Below are 20,633 nucleotides of genomic sequence, written 5' to 3'. Positions count from 1 at the left end.
AAACGCCCGGTTACATTCCGAACCCGGAAGCTAAGCCTCACAGCGCCGATGGTACTGCAGGGGGGACCCTGTGGGAGAGTAGGACGCCGCCGAACTCCCTTTATAGCTCTGGCTCTTGGGCATCAGCCCAGGAGCCAGAGCTTTTTTGCGTTGAGGTAGGGTCAGGGGGCATCGTTGGCACGTTTCCCACAGGAGGCCCCCGGGTGGAGGTCCAGGAGACCCGCGTCCAGACAGACCGGGTCCTCACCATCCCGAACATCCTCAGCATGGCGCGGCTCGTCGGCGTACCCGTCTTCCTGTGGCTGATCCTCCGGCCGGAGTTCGGGGGCCCCAAGAGCGACACCTGGGCGCTGCTCGTGCTGGCGCTGAGCGGGATCAGTGACTATCTGGACGGCAAGCTCGCGCGGCGCTGGAACCAGATCAGCAGCCTCGGCCGGCTCCTCGACCCCGCCGCCGACCGGCTCTACATCCTGTCGACGCTGGTCGGACTCACCTGGCGCGAGATCCTGCCGCTGTGGCTGACGGGAGTACTGCTCGCGCGAGAGCTGGTTCTGCTGGTGATGGTGGGCATCCTCAGACGGCACGGCTATCCGCCGCCGCAGGTGAACTTCCTCGGGAAGGCGGCGACCTTCAACCTGATGTACGCCTTCCCGTTGTTGTTGCTCAGTGACGGAACCGGTTGGATCTCGTCACTCGCTGCTATTTTCGGATGGGCGTTCGCAGGGTGGGGTACAACGCTCTATTGGTGGGCAGGAGTGCTCTACGTGGTACAAGTCCGCCGCCTGGTCCGCGCGGACGCCATGGCCGATTGAGCTCGGCGATTGTCCGGACGTCGTAGCGCCTCGATGGCCGTTTGCGGAAAAGTGCGGGACAATCGGGACGGGTGAAGTCGGCTAGACCGTCATCTCTTAAGAGGAGGACGCTTCCGACATGAAGGCCGTCGTGATGGCCGGTGGTGAAGGCACTCGCCTTCGCCCCATGACCTCGAGCATGCCCAAGCCGCTCCTGCCGGTGGTGAACCGGCCGATCATGGAGCACGTGCTGCGGCTGCTCAAAAGGCATGGGCTCACCGAGACCGTCGTTACCGTGCAGTTCCTGGCATCGCTCGTCAAGAACTACTTCGGTGACGGCGAGGAGCTCGGAATGGAGCTCACCTATGCCAACGAGGAGAAGCCACTCGGTACCGCCGGAAGCGTCAAGAACGCCGAAGAGGCGTTGAAGGACGATGCCTTCCTTGTCATCTCCGGCGATGCCCTGACGGACTTCGACCTCACCGAGCTGATCAATTTCCACAAGGAAAAGGGCGCGCTGGTCACCGTCTGTCTGACGCGTGTGCCCAATCCGCTGGAGTTCGGCATCACGATCGTCGACGAGGAGGGCAAGGTCGAGCGCTTCCTCGAGAAGCCGACCTGGGGACAGGTCTTCTCCGACACCGTGAACACGGGCATCTACGTCATGGAGCCCGAGGTCTTCGACTACGTCGATCCCGATGTCCCCGTCGACTGGTCCGGCGACGTCTTCCCGCAGCTGATGAAGGAGGGCAAGCCGGTCTACGGCTATGTCGCCGAGGGCTACTGGGAGGACGTCGGCACGCACGAGAGCTATGTGAAGGCGCAGGCGGACGTTCTCGAGGGCAAGGTCGACGTCGACATCGACGGGTTCGAGATCTCCCCGGGCGTGTGGGTGGCCGAGGGTGCCGAGGTGCACCCCGACGCCGTGCTCCGGGGCCCGCTCTACGTCGGTGACTACGCCAAGGTCGAGGCCGGCGCGGAGCTGCGTGAGCACACGGTCGTGGGATCGAACGTCGTCGTCAAGAGCGGTGCCTTCCTGCACAGGGCCGTCGTGCACGACAACGTGTACGTCGGGCAGCACAGCAATCTGCGCGGCTGTGTGGTCGGCAAGAACACCGACATCATGCGCGCGGCCCGGATCGAGGACGGCGCCGTCATCGGCGACGAGTGCCTGATCGGCGAAGAATCGATCGTTCAGGGCAATGTGCGGGTCTACCCCTTCAAGACCATCGAGGCCGGTGCGTTCGTCAACACCTCGGTCATCTGGGAGTCCAGGGGCCAGGCGCACCTCTTCGGCGCCCGCGGGGTCACCGGGATCCTGAACGTCGAGATCACACCCGAGCTCGCGGTGCGGCTGGCCGGCGCCTACGCGACCACCCTCAAGAAGGGCTCCACCGTCACCACGGCCCGCGACCACTCCCGCGGTGCCCGTGCGCTGAAACGGGCGGTGATCTCCGCGCTCCAGGCCAGCGCCATCGACGTACGCGACCTGGAGAACGTACCGCTGCCGGTGGCCCGGCAGCAGACCGCTCGGGGCAGCGCCGGCGGGATCATGATCCGGACCTCGCCGGGTGTGCCCGACTCCGTCGACATCATGTTCTTCGACGGGAACGGGGCGGACCTCTCGCAGGGCAGCCAGCGGAAGCTGGACCGGGTGTTCGCGCGGCAGGAGTACCGGCGTGCCTTCCCGGGAGAGATCGGCGACCTGTACTTCCCGGCGAGTGTCTTCGACTCGTACACCGGGTCGCTGCTGCGGAACGTCGACACGACCGGGATCGCCGAGTCGGGGCTCAAGGTCGTCGTGGACGCCTCCAACGGCAGTGCCGGGCTCGTGCTGCCCAGCCTGCTCGGCAAGCTCGGCGTGGACTCGCTGACCATCAACCCCGGCCTCGACGAGTCCAGGCCGACGGAGACCGCCGACATACGGCGCTCCGGACTGGTGCGGCTCGGAGAGATCGTGGCGTCGTCGGGCGCGGCGTTCGGCGTCCGGTTCGACCCCGTGGGCGAGCGGCTGTCGCTCGTCGACGAGAAGGGCCGGATCATCGAGGACGACCGGGCGCTGCTCGTGATGCTGGACCTCGTCGCCGCCGAGCGGCGCAGCGGCCGTGTGGCGCTGCCGGTGACCACCACCAGGATCGCCGAGCAGGTCGCCGCCTATCACGGCACCCAGGTCGAGTGGACCACCACGTCTCCCGACGACCTCACGCGCGTGGGCGGCGAGGAAGGGACCATCTTCGGCGGTGACGGCAAGGGCGGGTTCATCGTCCCCGAGTTCAGCAGCGTCTACGACGGCACGGCGGCCTTCGTACGGCTGATCGGGCTGGTGGCGCGGACGCAGCTCACCCTCAGCCAGATCGACGCCCGTATCCCGCGGGCGCACGTCCTCAAGCGGGATCTGGCGACTCCCTGGGCGGTCAAGGGGCTCGTCATGCGGCGGGTCGTCGAGGCCGCCGGGAACCGGTTCGTCGACACCACCGACGGCGTACGGGTCGTGGAGACCGACGGGCGCTGGGTGATGGTGCTGCCCGACCCGGCCGAGGCGGTCACGCACCTGTGGGCGGAGGGGCCGGACGACGCCTCCGCGCAGGCCCTGCTCGACGAGTGGTCGGCCGTGGTGGACAGCGCCGGACGGTAAAACCGGCCGCACGCGCGCGTGCCGGACAAGTGTCCCCAAGGGGGCCTGTCCGGCACGCCGGTGGGGCCATTCGGAGGTACTGGTCGCGACGTGCGACGATGTGCGGCATGCCGCAGCAACCCCCCGTTCGGAGCACACCCTCGCGGCCCCCGCGTCCGGATGCCTCCATGTCGTTGATCACCAACGTCATGGACCACAGTCTCGACGACGGGTACGCCGAGGCCGCCCGGAGGAAGGACAAGGGGGAGGGCGGTCTGCCGAAGACTCTCCGGGCCAAGCTGGGGCTTGCCGCCGGTCTGGTGCTCGCGGCGCTCGTGGTGACCGTCGGGGCGGCCCAGGCGCGGGTGGCGGCGCCCGTGATCGCCAAGGAGCGCCAGGAGCTGATCGACCGCATCGACCGCGAGACGGCGGCGGCGGACAAGCTCGAGGGCGACGTGGACGAGCTGCGCGACGACGTCAGCGCGCGCCAGCGGGCGGCGCTGAAGAAGAGCGGCGGCAGCGGCGAGGCGGACCTGGTGGGCGTCCTGTCGGGCGCCACGGCCGTGCATGGGCCCGGTGTGAAGCTCGTCGTGAACGACGCCAAGGAAGCCAGCACCGGCGGTGGCGCCGATCCGCGTGAGACCGCGGGGTTCTCCGACACCGGCCGGGTGCGCGACCGCGACATGCAGCGCGTGGTGAACGGGCTGTGGGCCTCCGGCGCCGAGGCCATCTCCATCAACGGACAGCGGCTGACCGCCCTGTCGGCGATCAGGGCCGCGGGTGACGCGATACTGGTCGACAACAAGCCCCTGGTGCCGCCCTACACGGTGCTGGCGGTGGGGGACGGGGACAGGGTGAGCACCAGGTTCCAGAACAGCGCCGACGGCCTGTATCTGCACGCCCTGCAAGAGAACTACGGCATCCGGACCGGCATCTCCACCGAGAGCGACCTCCGGCTGCCCGCAGCACCGAGTGTGATCGTACGAACAGCACAGCCGAGCACTGAGAAGGGCACATCGTGATCGCCGTACTGGGCCTCGTCGTGGGAGTCGTGGCCGGCCTGTTGGTCCGGCCTGAGGTTCCGGCGGTCGTCGAGCCTTATCTGCCGATCGCCGTCGTCGCGGCGCTCGACGCCGTGTTCGGCGGTCTGCGGGCCATGCTGGACGGCATCTTCGACGACAAGGTCTTCGTGGTGTCGTTCCTGTCGAACGTGGTCGTGGCGGCGCTGATCGTGTTCCTGGGCGACAAACTGGGTGTGGGCGCGCAGTTGTCCACCGGCGTGGTGGTGGTCCTCGGCATCCGTATCTTCTCCAACGCCGCGGCCATCCGGCGCCACGTGTTCCGGGCGTGACGGCGATGAGCAACAAGGACGAGCAGCCGGAGAACAGGCTGCGCGAGGAACTGCCCGACGAGGTGCCCACGCCGAGGGCCCCCGAGCCCGAGCCGGCCGCCGAGGAGGAGCCCCGGCAGCCCCAGCAGGCGCTGACCGGCCGCCAGCGCCTGGTCCAGGGCCTGTGGCCACCCCGGTTCAGCCGGGCCCAACTCATCGTCGCGGTGCTGCTGTTCGGTCTCGGCTTCGGGCTGGCCGTGCAGGTGGCGTCGAACAGCGACAGCGACAGCGCCCTGCGCGGCGCCCGTCAGGAGGATCTCGTCCGTATCCTCGATGAACTCGACGACCGCACTCAGCGTCTTGAGGACGAGAAGCAAGGACTGGACAAGCAGCGGCAGGAACTGCAGAGCAGCTCCGACCAGGCCGCGGAGGCGCGCAAGCAGACCGCCGAGAAGGAGAGGCAACTCGGTATCCTCGCGGGCACCGTGGCGGCCGAGGGTCCCGGCATCACGATGACGATCGACGACACGAAGGGGACGGTCCAGGCGGACATGCTGCTCGACGCGATCCAGGAACTGCGCGCGGCCGGTGCCGAGGCGATCCAGGTGAACGGTGTCCGGGTCGTCGCCGGCACCTACCTCACGGATTCCGGCAAGAGCGTCAGCGTCGACGGGAACAAGATCAACGCTCCCTATCGTTTCAAGGTCATCGGCAAGCCGCAGGACCTCGAGCCGGCGCTGAACATTCCCGGAGGCGTGGTGCAGACTCTCGAGAAGGAGCAGGCCACCGTGACCGTCGAGCGGTCGGCCAAGATCGTCGTGGACGCCTTGCGAGCGGCGAAGCGGCCTGACTACGCTCGGTCGTCCTCCCAGTGAACCGGGGGTGCATGGGGGACGTCCGGCAGGGGCATGACGTTGCGGGGGGTCGGCGCACCGAAGGGGTGGTGCGTGGTGGAAACTGTCTGGTGGCTACGGACGTTGTGAGGGTGTCCGGGTCGGCCGGTGAAGGCAATCAGGGTTCGTCCTGCCCCACGGGCGGGTCTGTTTCGGTCAAGGGGAATCGCCCGTGAAGTTGTTTGCGAAGTTGTTCGGCAAGAGCGCGCGAGAGGCCAGCGACAACGCGACCGCTCGTCATCGCGCACAGCCTGACGCAGAAGGTCAGCGTCCGCTGTTCCGTGACCAGGTGGCTGGTCCGGGCGGTGACGTTTCCGGAGGCCAGGGCGCGCCGTCTGTTGACCCTGCCCAGTCCGGCGGCATAGGTTTCGGCCAACCGTCAACCTCAGGTACGGGTGGAGGGTTCGCCCCCGGCCCCTACGCTTCCAACGCTCCGGCGGGGCAGGAGGATCCGTCCATGTCGGTCCTGGTGTGTACGAGGTGCGGTAACCGCAACGCGGAGAACGCCCGCTTCTGCTCGAACTGCGGTGCGCCGCTGCGCCCCGGAGCCGTGCCGGAGCGTGCGTCCGAGACGACGTCCACGATCTCCATCTCGGGACTGGAGGCCTACGACGCGGAGGCGACCGGCCAGACGCCGATGCTCTCCCCGGAGGCGCAGGCGGCCGTCGACGCGCTGCCGCTGGGCTCGGCGCTGCTGGTGGTGCGCCGTGGGCCGAACTCGGGCAGCCGCTTCCTGCTGGACAGCGAGCTGACCACGGCAGGGCGTCATCCGCAGAGCGACATCTTCCTGGACGACGTGACGGTCTCGCGCCGCCACGTGGAGTTCCGGCGCGCCGCGGACGGCTCCTTCACGGTGGCCGACGTGGGCAGCCTGAACGGCACGTACGTCAACCGTGAGCGGATCGACCAGGTCGCTCTGTCGAACGGTGACGAGGTGCAGATCGGCAAGTACCGGCTGGTGTTCTACGCGAGCCGGCAGGGCATCTGACCCTCCCCCGGACCCCGTGTCCGGGGGGACCCCCAGGGAAGGTCCATGCTGCGAACACCGAGCGGCGGTGCCGGGCGCGGTACCGCCGCCACGGACAGCGGGCTGATGAGCATCGGCACGGTGCTGAACGCGCTGCGCGACGAGTTCCCCGAAGTCACGATCTCCAAGATCCGCTTTCTGGAGTCGGAGGGGCTGATCGAGCCGCAGCGGACTCCTTCGGGGTACCGCAAGTTCAGTGCCGGGGACGTCCAGCGCCTCGGCCACGTTCTGCGGATGCAGCGGGACCACTATCTTCCGCTCAAGGTGATCCGCGAGCACCTGGACGCGATCGAGCGCGGCGAGGCGGTGCAGCTGCCGGTCGTGGGGCGCCAGCGCGACGGTGAGACCGTCCTGGAGCCCGCCGAGGCACCCATGGCCGCGCGGATCGGGCGGTCCGAGCTGCTGGCGGCCGCTGGGATCGACGAGAACGACCTCAGGGAGTGGGAGTCGTACGGGCTGATCGCTCCCCTGGAGGACGGGGTGTACGACGCGGAGGCCGTCACCGTGGCCTCCCTCGTCGCCGAGCTGGGGCGGTTCGGGATCGAGCCGCGCCATCTGCGGGTGATGAAGGCCGCGGCCGACCGTGAGGCCGGGCTGGTGGACCAGGTGGTGGCCCCGCTCAGGCGCCACCGCAATCCGCAGACCAGGGCCCACGCCGAGGCCCGTGCGAAGGAGCTGGCCGCGCTCACCGTGCGGCTGCACGCGGCCCTGGTGCAGACCGCGCTCGGGGTGCGGCTGCCTTGAACGGCACTGGTGCCGGGAGGCCGGATCGGGCACCCGTTCCCGGCCCGACTACCCAAACATCCCGGGCACGGCCTAGGGTTGCTGTGTGAACGAGCTCGATGTCGTAGGTGTCCGGGTCGAAATGCCCTCCAACCAACCGATCGTGCTCCTGCGTGAAGTGGGTGGCGACCGGTACCTCCCCATCTGGATCGGACCGGGGGAGGCGACGGCGATCGCCTTCGCCCAGCAGGGCATGGCCCCCGCACGACCGCTGACCCACGACCTGTTCAAGGACGTGCTGGAGGCCGTTGGCCAGGAGCTCACCGAAGTGCGCATCACCGACCTGCGTGAGGGCGTCTTCTACGCGGAGCTGGTCTTCGCCAGCGGGGTGGAGGTGAGCGCCCGCCCGTCCGACGCCATAGCGCTGGCCCTGCGCACCGGAACGCCGATCTACGGCAGCGACACGGTGCTCGACGACGCGGGCATCGCGATTCCGGACGAGCAGGAGGACGAGGTCGAGAAGTTCCGCGAGTTCCTCGACCAGATCTCGCCCGAGGACTTCGGCACCAGCAGCCAGTGAGGGGGGACTCCCGCAGGCCGGGGGTGGTGCTTGCCGACGGCCGGTGGGGGCGTCCGACGGTTCCCCGCCAGGGCATTCGGCTAGCCTTTCCCCGCGGTGGGGCACGGGAAACCACTCTTAGGGTGATTATCACTCGGCGTGCCGAGTGTGGCGATCGTTGACGCACCCCTGGTGACTGCCTACCGTCGAGAAGGCAGGTCAAGGACGGAGGTCGGCGTGAGAAGCAGCGGCGACGGTACGGCTGGGGGTGCCCCCGGACGCGGTTTCGGGGCGAGCGGTCCGTACCCGTTTCACGGCAGCGCGGCCGATCACATCCCGCAGCGACCGACGGCCGTGCCGAGCGGCGGAGGGGCGGCGCCCATGGCGTCCGAGGAGATCGGCTACCGAGGCCCGACGGCCTGCGCGGCCGCCGGCATCACCTATCGGCAGCTCGACTACTGGGCCCGCACCGGCCTCGTCGAGCCGAGCGTGCGGCCCGCCTACGGGTCGGGCACGCAGCGGCTCTACAGCTTCCGGGACGTCGTCGTCCTGAAGATCGTGAAGCGGTTTCTGGACACCGGTGTGTCGCTGCAGAACATCCGCACCGCCGTCCAGCACCTGAGGGAGCGCGGTTTCCGCGACCTGGAGCGCATGACGCTGATGAGCGACGGTGCCACGGTCTACGAGTGCACGTCCCCCGACGAGGTGCACGCCCTGCTCCAGGGCGGTCAGGGGATCTTCGGGATCGCCGTGGGCGTGGTGTGGCGGGACGTGGAGAGCGCGCTCTCCCAGCTGCACGGCGAGCGCATCGACACCGGTGAGACCCTCGTCGGGCACAACCCCACGGACGAGCTGGCGCGGCGGCGTAACCGGGCCGTCTGACCGCCTTCCCCCGAGCCCGGCCCTGTGCCGGGGCATTGTCAGTGGCGTGGTGCAGCATCGGAGATGTGAGAAACGCGCCCACGATCCTGCATCTCGACATGGATGCCTTCTTCGCCTCGGTGGAGCAGGCGTCCAAGCCGAGCCTGCGCGGGAAGGCCGTCGTCGTGGGCGGCCTGGGGCCGCGCGGGGTGGTCGCCACCGCGTCGTACGAGGCACGGGTCTTCGGGGTCCACTCGGCGATGCCCATGGCCCAGGCGCGCCGGCTCGCTCCGAACGCGGCGTATCTGGTGCCGCGCTTCGCCCTGTACCGGTCGATCAGCGAGCAGGTGATGAGGCTGCTGCGGGCGCTGTCCCCACTCGTGGAGCCGCTGAGCCTGGACGAGGCGTTCGTGGACCTGGAGGCCGGGGGGACGGCCTGGGACGAGGCGTCCGCGCGGCTGGCCGGGGCGAGGCTGCGCGGGGACATCCGGGCCGTCACGGGGCTCACGGGGTCGGTGGGGCTCGCGGCCTCCAAGATGCTGGCGAAGATCGCCTCCGAGCAGGCCAAGCCGGACGGGCTGGTGCTGATCCACCCCGGGACCGAGCGGGGGCTGCTGGGTCCCATGCCGGTGCGGACCCTGCCCGGGGTGGGCCCGGCGACCGGGGACCATCTGCGGCGCGCCGGGATCACCACGGTCGACGAACTCGCCGAGGCGGGCGAGGACGAGCTGGTACGGCTGCTGGGCAAGGCCCATGGGCACGCGCTGTACGCGATGGCGCTGGCCCGCGACGAGCGGCCCGTGGTGGCGGAGCGGGAGACGAAGTCGGTGTCGGTCGAGGACACCTATGACGTGGACATCCACGACCGGGTCCGGGTGGGCCTGGAGGTGCAGCGGCTCGCCGACCGGTGCGTGCGGCGGCTGCGCGAGGCCGGGCTGTCGGGGCGGACCATCGTGCTGAAGGTGCGGCGGTACGACTTCTCCACGCTGACCCGGTCCGAGACGCTCCGTGGGCCCACGGACGACACGGCGGTGGTGCGGGAGGCCGCCGCGCGGCTGCTGGAGTCGGTGGACACGACCGGCGGCGTCCGGCTGCTGGGCGTGGGCGTCTCCGGGCTCGCCGACTACACGCAGGAGGACCTGTTCGCGCAGGCCGCCGGCGAGCGGACGGAGGCGTCGGCGGAGGAGACGGTGGCCGAGCCCCTCCAGGAACAGCCCGCGATGGCCGAACGGCGCTGGCCCGCGGGGCACGACGTGCGACACGCCGAGCACGGACACGGATGGGTGCAGGGCAGCGGCCTGGGACGGGTCACCGTGCGCTTCGAGACGCCGGCCTCGGAACCCGGCCGCGTGCGGACCTTCCGGATCGACGACCCGGCTCTGGAACCGGCGGATCCGCTGCCGCTGGTCGACGGGGGCGTGGAGGAGGAGAGGGGGGCGCCCGGGATGGCGCGTACGGATTCGACGGGGTGAGGGCGGGCCCGGGAGGGGAGGGTGCCCCTACGTGGGGCCCGCCGTCTCGTCCGTGCCCGCCAGGTTGCCGAAGTCGTGGTCCGGGAGCGCGGGTGCCGGGGTCACGTCGAGGCCGTAGTGGTGGTAGAGCTGGAGCTCCTGCTCGGGGGAGAGGTGACGGCCCACGCCGAAGTCGGGGGCGTCCTTGATGAGGGACCGGTCGAAGGGGACCCGGAGGACGCCGTCGATCAGTTCGCTGGGCTCCAGTGGGACGAAGGCGTCCCGGGAGAAGAGGCCGGTGCGTATGGCCGCCCACTCCGGCTCGCCGGTCGCGTCGTCGAGGTAGACCTCGTCGATGGTGCCGAGCTTGTCGCCGTTGCGGTCGAACGCCTTGCGGCCGATCAGGTGGCGCGGATCGATGTCGGTTCGCACGGTCCCTCCTCTTGGTCGCAACTCATCCGTAAGCACTACAAAAGAGCACATTCAGGAAGGTGGCCACTCGAGGCCCGGGCGTTGACCTCGCTGGTACGCTGGCAAGCGGCTGCTGACCCCGTGCGGGAGAGTCCTCCGGACACCATCGGAGGCGCCGAAGGAGCAAATCCTCCCCGGAATCTCTCAGGCCCACGTACCGCACGGACGAGGTCACTCTGGAAAGCAGGGCGGGTGTCGACGGCTTCCGCTCTCACCGACGGTGAAAGCCGGGCCCCTCGGGCAGCCCGGTGAAGCTCTCAGGTTGAGATGACAGAGGGGGAGGCCGTCGGGGTACCCGTGCCGGGGTGCCCCTCGAAGGTCGCGTCAGACCAGGAGGCCTCCGCAATGACCGCCCACCGCACTCCGCTCTCCGAGCTCGAACAGGGCATCCCCTTCGAGCAGCGCCACATCGGGCCCGACCAGGAGGCGCGGGCCAAGATGCTCGCGCAGGTCGGCTACGGCTCGCTCGACGAGCTGACCGCCGCCGCGGTGCCGGATGTGATCAAGAACGCCGATGCCCTGGACCTGCCGGGTGCCCGTACCGAGGCCGAGGTGCTCGCCGAACTGCGCTCGCTCGCCGACCGCAACCAGGTCCTCGGTTCCATGATCGGGCTGGGGTACTACGGGACCTTCACGCCGCCCGTCATCCTGCGCAACGTCATGGAGAACCCGGCCTGGTACACCGCGTACACGCCCTACCAGCCGGAGATCTCTCAGGGACGGCTCGAGGCCCTGCTGAACTTCCAGACCATGGTCGCCGAGCTCACCGGGCTGCCCACCTCCGGGGCCTCGCTGCTCGACGAGGGCACGGCGGCGGCCGAGGCGATGTCGCTGTCCCGGCGCATGGGCCGGAACAAGAAGGGCCTCTTCCTGGTCGACGCGGACGCGCTGCCGCAGACCATCGCCGTGATCAAGACCCGCGCCGAACCGACCGGCGTGGAGGTCGTGGTCGCCGACCTCAGCGAGGGCATCCCGGCCGAGGTCGCCGAGCGTGAGATCAACGGCGTACTGATTCAGTACCCCGGCGCCTCCGGGGCCGTACGCGACATCAAGCCCGTCATCGACCGGGCGCACGAGCTCGGCGCGCTCGTCACCGTCTCCGCGGACCTGCTGGCCCTGACCCTGCTGACCTCGCCGGGCGAGCTCGGCGCGGACATCGCGGTCGGTACGACCCAGCGCTTCGGCGTGCCGATGGGCTTCGGCGGGCCGCACGCCGGCTACATGGCGGTGCACGAGAAGTTCGCCCGCAGCCTGCCCGGCCGTCTGGTGGGCGTCTCCGTCGACGCCGACGGGAACAGGGCCTACCGCCTCGCCCTGCAGACCCGCGAGCAGCACATCCGCCGCGAGAAGGCCACCAGCAACATCTGCACCGCGCAGGTGCTGCTCGCCGTCATGGCCGGGATGTACGCCGTCTACCACGGCCCCGAGGGCCTGCGGACCATCGCGCGGCGCACCCACCGGTACGCCGCCGTCCTGGCCGTGGGCCTGCGGGCGGGCGGTGTCGAGGTCGTGCACGGCGTCTTCTTCGACACGGTGACCGCGCGCGTGCCCGGCCGGGCCGCCGAGGTCGTCGCCGCCGCCCGGCACAACGGGGTCAACCTGCGGCTCGTCGACGCCGACCACGTCTCGGCGGCCTGCGACGAGACCACGACCCGGGCCCAGCTGGCCGCCGTATGGACGGCGTTCGGCGTCGGGGCCGACATCGAGGCCCTGGACGCGGCGACCGAGGACGCGCTGCCCCAGGCCCTGCTGCGCACCGACGACCACCTCACCCACCCGGTCTTCCACCAGCACCGCTCCGAGACCGCGATGCTGCGCTACCTGCGCAGGCTGGCCGACCGCGACTACGCGCTCGACCGCGGCATGATCCCGCTGGGCTCCTGCACCATGAAGCTCAACGCGACCACGGAGATGGAGCCGGTCACCTGGCCGGAGTTCGGCCAGTTGCACCCCTTCGCGCCCGCCGAGCAGGCGCAGGGCTACCTCACGCTCATCCGTGAGCTGGAGGAGCGTCTCGCCGAGGTCACCGGCTACGACAAGGTCTCGCTCCAGCCGAACGCCGGTTCGCAGGGCGAGCTCGCCGGTCTGCTCGCCGTCCGCGGCTACCACCGGGCCAACGGCGACGAGCAGCGCACCGTCTGCCTCATCCCGTCCTCGGCGCACGGCACCAACGCCGCCAGCGCCGTGATGGCGGGCATGAAGGTCGTCGTCGTGAAGACCGCCGAGGACGGCGAGATCGACGTCGCGGACCTGCGGGCGAAGATCGAGCAGTACCGCGACGAGCTGGCGGTGCTGATGATCACGTACCCGTCCACGCACGGCGTGTTCGAGGAGCACGTCGCCGACATCTGCGCCCAGGTCCACGAGGCCGGCGGCCAGGTGTACGTCGACGGCGCCAACCTCAACGCCCTGGTCGGCCTCGCCAAGCCCGGCCACTTCGGCGGTGACGTCTCCCACCTCAACCTGCACAAGACGTTCTGCATCCCGCACGGCGGCGGCGGCCCCGGCGTGGGCCCGGTCGGCGTCCGCGCGCACCTGGCGCCGTACCTGCCGAACCACCCGCTGCAGCCCGCGGCCGGTCCCGAGACCGGTGTGGGGCCGATCTCGGCGGCTCCGTGGGGTTCCGCGGGCATACTGCCGATCTCATGGGCGTACGTCCGCCTCATGGGCGGCGAGGGCCTCAGGCGCGCCACCCAGGTGGCCGTGCTCTCCGCCAACTACATCGCCAAGCGCCTCGAGCCGCACTACCCGGTGCTCTACACCGGCCCCGGCGGCCTGGTCGCGCACGAGTGCATCATCGACCTGCGCCCGCTGACCAAGGCGACCGGTGTGAGCGTCGACGACGTCGCCAAGCGGCTCATCGACTACGGCTTCCACGCGCCGACGATGTCCTTCCCGGTGGCCGGCACGCTGATGATCGAGCCCACTGAGTCGGAGGACCTGGCCGAGCTGGACCGGTTCTGCGAGGCGATGATCGCGATCCGCGCGGAGATCGAGAAGGTCGGCTCGGGGGAGTGGCCCGCCGAGGACAACCCGCTCCGGGGCGCCCCGCACACCGCCGCGGCGCTGGGCGGTGAGTGGGAGCACGCCTACAGCCGCGCGGAGGCGGTGTTCCCGGCCGGGGTCTCGGCGGCCGACAAGTACTGGCCGCCGGTGCGCCGCATCGACCAGGCCTTCGGCGACCGGAACCTGGTCTGCTCCTGCCCGCCGCTGGACGCCTACGAGGACTGAGTGAGCGTGTGAGGGCCCCGTCCGGGCACGGACGGGGCCCTCACACGTGTTACGCCGTCGCCAGCGACACCTCGGTCGACTTGATCAGGGCGACGACGTCGGAGCCCACGAAGAGGCCGAGGTCGGTGGCCGCCTCCTTGGTGATGGCCGCGGTGATCTCGCCACCGTCCACGGTGACTCGCACGGAGGCCATGACGCCGCCGAGCGTGAGGTGGGTGATCGTGCCGGGGAGCCGGTTGCGGATCGAGAGGCCGTCGACCCGGCCGGTGGCCAGGGAGACCTCCGTCGACTTCACCAGGGCGCGGACGGAGACACCCGGGGCGAGGGTGAGCTGCTCGACGGCCTCCAAGGTGATGGCCGCCGTGAGGTCCTGGCCCCCGTCCAGGCGGATCTTGACGGTGGCCATGACCTCGCCGGGGTGGACGGCGGTGACGGTGCCGGGGAGCTGGTTGCGGATGCTCAGGGTCATGGGCACCAACGTACGACGACGGTCACTTCAGGCCGGGTATGCGTGGGTTTGAGTCGGGTCATGCTCCCGGGCTCCGCAGGACCGTCGTGGATTCAGACCCGGTCGATATGTACATTCGTCGACTTCACGCGGGCGGTGGCCTCCATGCCGACCTCCAGGCCCAGTTCCTCGACGGCCTCCCGGGTCAGGAGGGAGACCAGGCGGTGGGGGCCCGCCTGGATCTCCACCTGGGCGGCGACGTCGCCGAGTTTGATCGCGGTGACGATGCCGGGGAAGGCGTTGCGGGCCGAGGTGTAGGAGGCGCCCGCGTCCTCGTCGCCGGCGCCCGGCTTGGCGAGTTCGACGGAGAACGCGGCGAGGTCCTTGCCGTCGATGAGCCGCCGGCCCGCCTCGTCGCGGTGGGTCGCCATCCGGCCCGCGTCCGCCCAGCGGCGGGCGGTGTCCGGGCTCACGCCGAGCAGCCGCGCCGCCTGGCCGATCGTGTAGGACTGCATGCCGGTCACGATAGGGCGTGCCGCTCACCCGTTTCGACCGGCGGGGCGGCTGCGCTCAGCCGACGTGGACCCGGGGCCGCCGCTGCCGGCGAGGCTCCGCCTCGCGGAGGACTTCGCGGGTGACGGGGGCGACCTCGCCCTGGCCGAAGAGGAAGAAGCGCAGGAAGTTGGCGAAGGGGTTGCCCTCGGTCCACTCGAAGTAGATGTGCGGGATGCAGTTGGTCGTGTCCCGGACGTGGAGGAGGAGCGCGGCGAGGGCGTTGGGGATGGAGGAGGACTCCAGGGTCAGCACGCGGTAGCGGTCGTGCAGGACCTCGCCGCGGACGGTCAGGCCGGCCTCGAACTCGGAGGGGTCGGTGACGGTGACCTCGACGAAGACGAAGTCCTCCTGGCCGGGGATGTCGTTGTCCTTCCGGATCTGCTCGATCTTGTCGCGGTACTCGGCCTTGTCCCGCCGGTCGGGTTCGTTCGCGATGAACCGGATCTTGCGGCTGGCGATGTCCCTGACGAACCGTTCCGCCATGGGGTCGAGCTGCACGCTCGTCACGCGGAGTTCGAAGGCGCGGGCGAGGCGGGAGAGGAGGGACACGAGGATGATGCCGGCGATGAAGCAGGCGCCGATCTTGACGCCGTCGGGGCGTTCGATGACGTTGGCGACGGTGACGTAGAGCAGGACCGCGGCGACCACGGCGAAGGCGATGGTCCAGCCGCGTTGTGCGGCCTTGCGGGCGGCGATGGTGACCGCGATCGCCGCGGAGGACATCAGGACCAGGACGCCGGTGGCGTAGGCGCCGCCCTGCGCGTCGACGTCGGCGTCGAAGATCCAGGTGACCAGGAAGGCGATCAGGGTGAAGACGATGACCATGGGGCGCACGGCGCGGGCCCAGTGCGGGGCCATGCCGTAGCGGGGCAGGTAGCGGGGCATCAGATTGAGCAGGCCGGCCATGGCGGAGGCGCCGGCGAACCACAGGATGGCGATGGTGGAGAGGTCGTAGAGGGTGCCGAAGGCGTTGCCGAGGTAGTCGTGGGCGAGGTAGGCCAGGGCTCGGCCGTTGGCCTGGCCGCCGTCCTCGAACTCCTTCTCCGGGATCAGCACCGTGGTGATGAAGCTGGTCGCGATCAGGAAGACGCTCATGATCAGGGCGGCCGCGGTCAGCAGCTTCTTCGTGTCGCGGATGCGCCCGGCGGGGTGCTCCTCCGTGTCGCCCGGGTCGCCCTGGACATGGGGCATGACGGCGACGCCGGTCTCGAAGCCGGACAGGCCCAGGGCGAGTTTGGGGAAGACGAGCAGGGAGACGCCGATCATGGCGAAGACGTTTCCGTGCTCGGTGGTCAGGGCGCTGGTCCAGTCGGTGACGACGTGGCCGGCGGTCAGCACGTGCCACAGGCCGACGAACACGACCACGACGTTCAACGCGAGATAGGTGACCACCAGGGCGACGGCGACACCGATCGCCTCCAGGAAGCCCTTGAGGAAGACAGCGCCGAGCAGGGCCACCAGCAGCAGGGTGATCAGCATTTCCTTGCCGTGCAGGACGCTGGTCAGGTGGGGGTTCTCGACGAGGTGGGTGGAGGCGTCGGCGGCGGAGAGGGTGATGGTGATCAGGAAGTCGGTGGCGGCGAAGCCCAGCAGCGTCAGGACGAAGAGTTTGCCCTGCCAGAAGGACAGCAGCCGCTCCAGCATGGCGATGGAGCCCTCGCCGTGGGGGCTCTCCTCGGCCACTCGCCGGTAGACGGGCAGGGCGCCGGCCAGGGTGACGACGACGAGCACGATGGTGGCGATCGGGGAGAGCAGTCCGGCCGCCAGCGCGGCGATGCCCGGCTGGTAGCCGAGGGTGGAGAAGTAGTCGACGCCGGTCAGGCACATCACCCGGTACCAGCGCTGACCTTGGTGCGCCGGCTCCGGTTCGGCGTGCGGTCCCGTGTGGCCGGTGCCCTTGCCCATGTCGGACAGGCCCTCCAGCATCCAGGCGCGCAGGCGACTGGGGGGAGGGTGTTCGGTCGTGGCCATCGCCGTGCTCCTGGTGTGCGGCTCCGTATGTTTCCGGCCATCACGCGGACGGCGGCACCAGCGTAAGCAGAGAGTGACGCGTGGGCCCATGGATCAGGGGGCGGTGGGCGTCAATCTTGCGTTAAGAACGTCCGGGGGAAGCGGGGGTGGCCAGTCAGGACACGGTGACCGGCGACGGCCACCGGCGGTTGGGCCATGCGGGGGCGGGCGGAGGTGTCGTCGCGGACTCCGACACCGAGTGTGACACCGGCCGCTCGGCACCCGCTCCGGCAAGCGGGCCCGACACCCTCTCCTCCGGCCGACGTCCTGATGCGCGACACCTTGACGCTCTTGGAAGGCCTTTCTAGAGTCGCCGTTCGGAACGTTCGGTCAATTCGCCGAATGTTTCGCTCCGGCGCCGTGCCGGGGCAGCGTCGGCTCCGTCGGGGTAGGAGCCGCGACCCCGCGCAGGAAGTGTCGTACGAAGGGTTGTCACCCTGTGAGAGCTGTCCCTAGGGTGCGGCGCAGCTTTCCGGGAAGATTCCGAAACTTTCGATCATCTAGGAGCGCATGATGGGCGACCCGGCACTCTCCCGCCGCGGCTTCCTGGCGGCCTCCGCCGCGGCCGGTCTGGGCATGACGGCACTCAGCGGCTGCGGCGGCGACTCGGACGGAGGGTCGTCGGGGACGACCACGCTCGAGTGGTGGCACATCACCACGACCGAACCGGCCAAGGGCGTCTGGGCCGGACTGGCCAAGCAGTTCGAGGCCGAGCATCCCAAGGTGAAGATCAAGATCGTCACCCTGGAGAACGAGTCGTACAAGTCGAAGATGACCGCGCTGACCGCCTCCGGAAAGCTGCCGGACATCTACCACACCTGGGGCGGTGGCGTGCTGAAGCAGCAGGTCGACGCCGGCCTCGTGGAAGACCTCACCGACCGCACGAAGTCCTGGACCGGCACGCTGCTGCCGGTGGCGCAGGAGCCGTACAAGCTCGACGGCAAGGTGTACGGCATACCGGACGACATCGGCATGGTCGGCTTCTGGTACAACAAGTCGCTCTTCAAGAAGGCGGGCGTCACCACCCCCCCGACCACCTGGTCCGGATTCCTCGACGCCGTACGCAAACTGAAGTCCGCCGGGGTCACCCCGATCGGCCTGGCCGGCAAGGAGAAGTGGCCCGAGATGTACTACTGGGCCTACCTCGCGATGCGCACCGCCGGCCTGGACGCCCTGCAAAAGGCAGCCGACAGCAAGGACTTCACCGGCGCTGGATTCGTGGAGGCGGGCAAGCACCTGCAAGAGCTGGTGAAACTCGAGCCGTTCCAGAAGGGGTTCCTCGGCGCGGGCTACTCCACCCCCACCGGCCAGGCCGCCGCCGTCGGCAACGGCAAGGCAGCGATGGAGCTGATGGGCCAGTGGGCGCCGCAGGTGGAGAAGAGCTCGGGCAAGGGCCTCGGCGCCGACCTGGGGTTCTTCCCGTTCCCGGCGGTCGAGGGCGGAAAGGGCACCCTGACCGAGGTGTTCGGCGGAGGCGGCGGGCTCGCCCTGCGCCGGGGCGCGCCGGACGCCGCCGTCGAGTTCCTGAAGTTCTTCGCCTCCGCCGCCACCGACCGCCAACTGGTGCAAAAGACCGGGGTCATCCCGGTGGCCAAGGCCGCCGAGGACGCCCTCACCGACCCCAACCTCAAGCTCGTCAACGAGCAGTTGAAGAGCGCCACCGGCTTCCAGCTCTACCTCGACCAGGCCTACCCGCCCGCGGTCGGCCAGGAGATCAACGACAGCGTCTCCGCGCTCATCGCCGGGTCCAAGTCGCCCGAGCAGGTCGCGCAGTCGATCACCAAGACGGCCAAGGAGGAGCAGTAGGCCGCGATGACCTCCACCTTCCTTCCGGACAAGCGGTCCGGTCCCGATCTCGCGCCCCAGCCGCCCCCGCCGGCGGCCCGGGCCCGCTCCAGGCGCCGCCTGCTGCACTGGCTCACCGCGGTCTCCTTCCAACTGCCCGCCCTCGTCCTGTTCGGCCTGCTGGTCCTGCTCCCGATCCTCTTCGCGCTGTACGCCTCGTTCTTCCGCTGGGGCGGCTTCGGGATGCCCTCGGACTACACCGGCGCGGACAACTTCACCCGCCTCTTCGAGGACCCCGTCTTCCTCGGTGACCTGTGGCGCTGCCTGGTGCTGGTCGTGCTGTCGCTCGCCCTGCAGCTGCCGTTCGCGCTCGCCATGGCCGTGCTGCTCAACCAGAGGCTGCGCGGGCGTGCCTTCTACCGGATGCTGTTCTTCGCGCCGTACGTGCTGTCCGAGGTGATCACCGGCGGTCTGTTCAGCCTGCTCTTCGCCCCGGACGACGGTCTCGCCGATCATGTCCTGGGCGCCATCGGCCTGGAGGACCTCGGCGGCAAGTGGTTCTCCGACCCGTCCACCGTCATGGCCACCCTCTTCCTGGTCATGACGTGGAAGTACTTCGGCTTCCACATGATGCTCTGCCTGGCCGGACTCCAGTCCATCCCGGCCGAGTTGACCGAGGCCGCGATCGTCGACGGCGCCGGGCCCTGGCAGCGCTTCCGCAGCGTCACGCTGCCGCTGCTCGCACCGACCCTCAGGATCAGCGTGTTCCTGTCCGTCATCGGGTCGATCCAGCTCTTCGACCTGATCTGGGTGATCACCGCGGGCGGTCCCGACCACCACTCCGAGAGCATGGCCGTGACCATGTTCCAGTACGGCTTCAAGCGCTACCAGGTGGGCTACGCCAGCGCGATCAGCGTGGTCATGTTCGGCATCAGCCTCGTCTTCGCCCTCGCCTACCAGCGGTTCGTGCTCCGCCGCGACCTGGAGGGAGCCACCACGACCATGCGAGGAGGCGGCACATGAGTGTGCGCAGAAAAGGCCGCACGCTGCCGGTGCACGCGGTCCTGGTCACCGTCGGCGCGGTGATGGCCGTGCCCCTGCTGTACGCGGTGCTCTCCGCGTTCAAGTCCACCGACCAGCTCTCCCGCAACCCGATCGGCCTGCCCGACCCGTGGGTCACCTCCAACTACGGCGGGATCCTCGGCTCGGAGGACTTCTGGAAGCTGATCGGCAACAGCACGCTGATCGCGGTGGCGACGACGGTGCTGACGGTCGTGGTCTCCGCGCTCGCCGCGTTCTCCTTCGCGCGGTTCGCCTTCCGGGGGCGCGAGGTGCTGTTCACGCTGTTCACGATGGGGCTGATGTTCCCCTTCGCGGTGGCGGCCCTGCCCCTGTTCCTGCTGCTGCGCTCGATGGACCTGCTGGACAACCCGCTCGGTGTGATCCTGCCGCAGGCCGCCTTCGGGCTGCCGATGACCATCGTGATCCTGCGCGGCTTCTTCCGGGAGATCCCCGCCGAACTGGAGGAGGCGGCCACCCTCGACGGCTGCGGTGCGCTCGGCTTCTTCTGGCGGGTGCTGCTGCCGATGGCCCGCCCGGCGCTCGGCACGGTGTCCGTCCTCGCCGTGGTCACCAGCTGGAACAACTTCCTGCTGCCGCTGCTGGTGCTCACCGACCCCAAGTGGTGGACCATCCCGCTCGGCGTCCAGCAGTACCAGGGCCAGTACGTCTCCGACACGGCCCGGGTCTTCGCCTACCTGGTGCTCGCCATGGTCCCCGCCCTCGCCCTCTACTCGGTCGCCGAACGCCAGCTCGTCGGTGGCCTGACCGCCGGCGCGACGAAGGGCTGACGCGCGCTGACGCACGCACGACCCCACCGCACCC

At 69.7% G+C, this 20,633-nt stretch carries 18 protein-coding genes, 1 rRNA gene and 1 riboswitch; of the genes, 15 read left to right on the top strand and 4 right to left on the bottom strand.

The features are described from left to right. The 11 genes from rrf to ACZ7L0_RS24105 form a co-directional block, all read left to right on the top strand. Nucleotides 1-95, top strand: a 5S ribosomal RNA gene (gene rrf / locus ACZ7L0_RS24155); the annotation flags it as partial. Nucleotides 96-203: 108 nt separating this feature from the next. Then, nucleotides 204-812, top strand: a complete 609-nt coding sequence (locus ACZ7L0_RS24150) for a CDP-alcohol phosphatidyltransferase family protein (RefSeq protein ID WP_471244599.1) — start codon at nucleotides 204-206, stop codon at nucleotides 810-812. A 118-nt stretch (nucleotides 813-930) separates the two neighbouring features. Continuing rightward, on the top strand, nucleotides 931-3,426 hold the full coding sequence (locus tag ACZ7L0_RS24145; protein ID WP_471244598.1) for a sugar phosphate nucleotidyltransferase: 2,496 nt from the start codon (nucleotides 931-933) through the stop codon (nucleotides 3,424-3,426). Between the two features lie 167 nt (nucleotides 3,427-3,593). After that, nucleotides 3,594-4,427 (top strand): DUF881 domain-containing protein, encoded by an 834-nt coding sequence (locus ACZ7L0_RS24140; protein ID WP_471244597.1) that lies wholly within the window; start codon nucleotides 3,594-3,596, stop codon nucleotides 4,425-4,427. Then, nucleotides 4,424-4,756, top strand: coding sequence for a small basic family protein (locus ACZ7L0_RS24135; RefSeq protein WP_003988855.1), 333 nt, complete (start codon nucleotides 4,424-4,426; stop codon nucleotides 4,754-4,756). The genes ACZ7L0_RS24140 and ACZ7L0_RS24135 overlap by 4 nt, the downstream gene beginning before the upstream one ends. A gap of 5 nt (nucleotides 4,757-4,761) precedes the next feature. Next, nucleotides 4,762-5,610 carry a DUF881 domain-containing protein gene (locus ACZ7L0_RS24130; RefSeq protein WP_471244596.1) on the top strand — a complete coding sequence of 283 codons (849 nt, stop codon included), beginning with the start codon at nucleotides 4,762-4,764 and terminating at the stop codon, nucleotides 5,608-5,610. Between the two features lie 148 nt (nucleotides 5,611-5,758). Next, entirely contained in the window at nucleotides 5,759-6,616 is an 858-nt protein-coding gene (locus ACZ7L0_RS24125) for an FHA domain-containing protein (RefSeq protein WP_471244609.1), read from the top strand. A gap of 45 nt (nucleotides 6,617-6,661) precedes the next feature. Beyond that, nucleotides 6,662-7,399, top strand: coding sequence for a transcriptional regulator FtsR (ftsR, locus tag ACZ7L0_RS24120; RefSeq protein WP_471244595.1), 738 nt, complete (start codon nucleotides 6,662-6,664; stop codon nucleotides 7,397-7,399). Nucleotides 7,400-7,484: 85 nt separating this feature from the next. Beyond that, nucleotides 7,485-7,958, top strand: a complete 474-nt coding sequence (locus ACZ7L0_RS24115) for a bifunctional nuclease family protein (protein WP_026253112.1) — start codon at nucleotides 7,485-7,487, stop codon at nucleotides 7,956-7,958. A gap of 216 nt (nucleotides 7,959-8,174) precedes the next feature. Continuing rightward, nucleotides 8,175-8,819 (top strand): MerR family transcriptional regulator, encoded by a 645-nt coding sequence (locus ACZ7L0_RS24110; RefSeq protein ID WP_471244594.1) that lies wholly within the window; start codon nucleotides 8,175-8,177, stop codon nucleotides 8,817-8,819. Between the two features lie 65 nt (nucleotides 8,820-8,884). Further along, a complete protein-coding gene (locus ACZ7L0_RS24105) occupies nucleotides 8,885-10,270 on the top strand; it encodes a DNA polymerase IV (protein ID WP_471244593.1) in 1,386 nt (461 codons plus the stop codon). Nucleotides 10,271-10,297: 27 nt separating this feature from the next. Here ACZ7L0_RS24105 and ACZ7L0_RS24100 read toward each other — a convergent pair whose 3' ends face one another. Beyond that, nucleotides 10,298-10,681, bottom strand: a complete 384-nt coding sequence (locus ACZ7L0_RS24100) for a PRC-barrel domain-containing protein (protein ID WP_471244592.1) — start codon at nucleotides 10,679-10,681, stop codon at nucleotides 10,298-10,300. Nucleotides 10,682-10,794: 113 nt separating this feature from the next. Further along, nucleotides 10,795-10,890, top strand: a riboswitch (glycine riboswitch). 175 nt (nucleotides 10,891-11,065) lie between these two features. Here ACZ7L0_RS24100 and gcvP point away from each other — a divergent pair. After that, a complete protein-coding gene (gene gcvP, locus ACZ7L0_RS24095; protein WP_471244591.1) occupies nucleotides 11,066-13,951 on the top strand; it encodes an aminomethyl-transferring glycine dehydrogenase in 2,886 nt (961 codons plus the stop codon). A gap of 49 nt (nucleotides 13,952-14,000) precedes the next feature. Here gcvP and ACZ7L0_RS24090 read toward each other — a convergent pair whose 3' ends face one another. From ACZ7L0_RS24090 to ACZ7L0_RS24080, 3 genes are all read right to left on the bottom strand, one after another. Beyond that, on the bottom strand, nucleotides 14,001-14,420 hold the full coding sequence (locus tag ACZ7L0_RS24090; RefSeq protein WP_471244590.1) for a TOBE domain-containing protein: 420 nt from the start codon (nucleotides 14,418-14,420) through the stop codon (nucleotides 14,001-14,003). A gap of 92 nt (nucleotides 14,421-14,512) precedes the next feature. Beyond that, nucleotides 14,513-14,914 carry a TOBE domain-containing protein gene (locus ACZ7L0_RS24085; protein WP_471244589.1) on the bottom strand — a complete coding sequence of 134 codons (402 nt, stop codon included), beginning with the start codon at nucleotides 14,912-14,914 and terminating at the stop codon, nucleotides 14,513-14,515. A gap of 55 nt (nucleotides 14,915-14,969) precedes the next feature. Further along, entirely contained in the window at nucleotides 14,970-16,925 is a 1,956-nt protein-coding gene (locus ACZ7L0_RS24080; RefSeq protein ID WP_471244588.1) for an APC family permease, read from the bottom strand. A 552-nt stretch (nucleotides 16,926-17,477) separates the two neighbouring features. Between ACZ7L0_RS24080 and ACZ7L0_RS24075 the strand changes: the two genes are divergently transcribed. From ACZ7L0_RS24075 to ACZ7L0_RS24065, 3 genes are read left to right on the top strand one after another with little or no spacing between them, the layout of a single operon-like run. Continuing rightward, complete coding sequence (locus ACZ7L0_RS24075; protein ID WP_471244608.1) at nucleotides 17,478-18,770, top strand: extracellular solute-binding protein; 1,293 nt, start codon at nucleotides 17,478-17,480, stop codon at nucleotides 18,768-18,770. Between the two features lie 6 nt (nucleotides 18,771-18,776). Continuing rightward, nucleotides 18,777-19,772, top strand: a complete 996-nt coding sequence (locus tag ACZ7L0_RS24070) for a carbohydrate ABC transporter permease (RefSeq protein WP_471244587.1) — start codon at nucleotides 18,777-18,779, stop codon at nucleotides 19,770-19,772. Next, nucleotides 19,769-20,599: a carbohydrate ABC transporter permease gene (locus ACZ7L0_RS24065; RefSeq protein ID WP_471244586.1), complete on the top strand. Its 831-nt coding sequence runs from the start codon at nucleotides 19,769-19,771 to the stop codon at nucleotides 20,597-20,599. Before ACZ7L0_RS24070 ends, ACZ7L0_RS24065 begins: the two co-directional genes overlap by 4 nt. Nucleotides 20,600-20,633: the final 34 nt, after the last annotated feature.

It is taken from the genome of Streptomyces sp. NPDC039424, from assembly GCF_055639495.1.
This window is presented reverse-complemented; position numbering and strand designations above follow the sequence as displayed.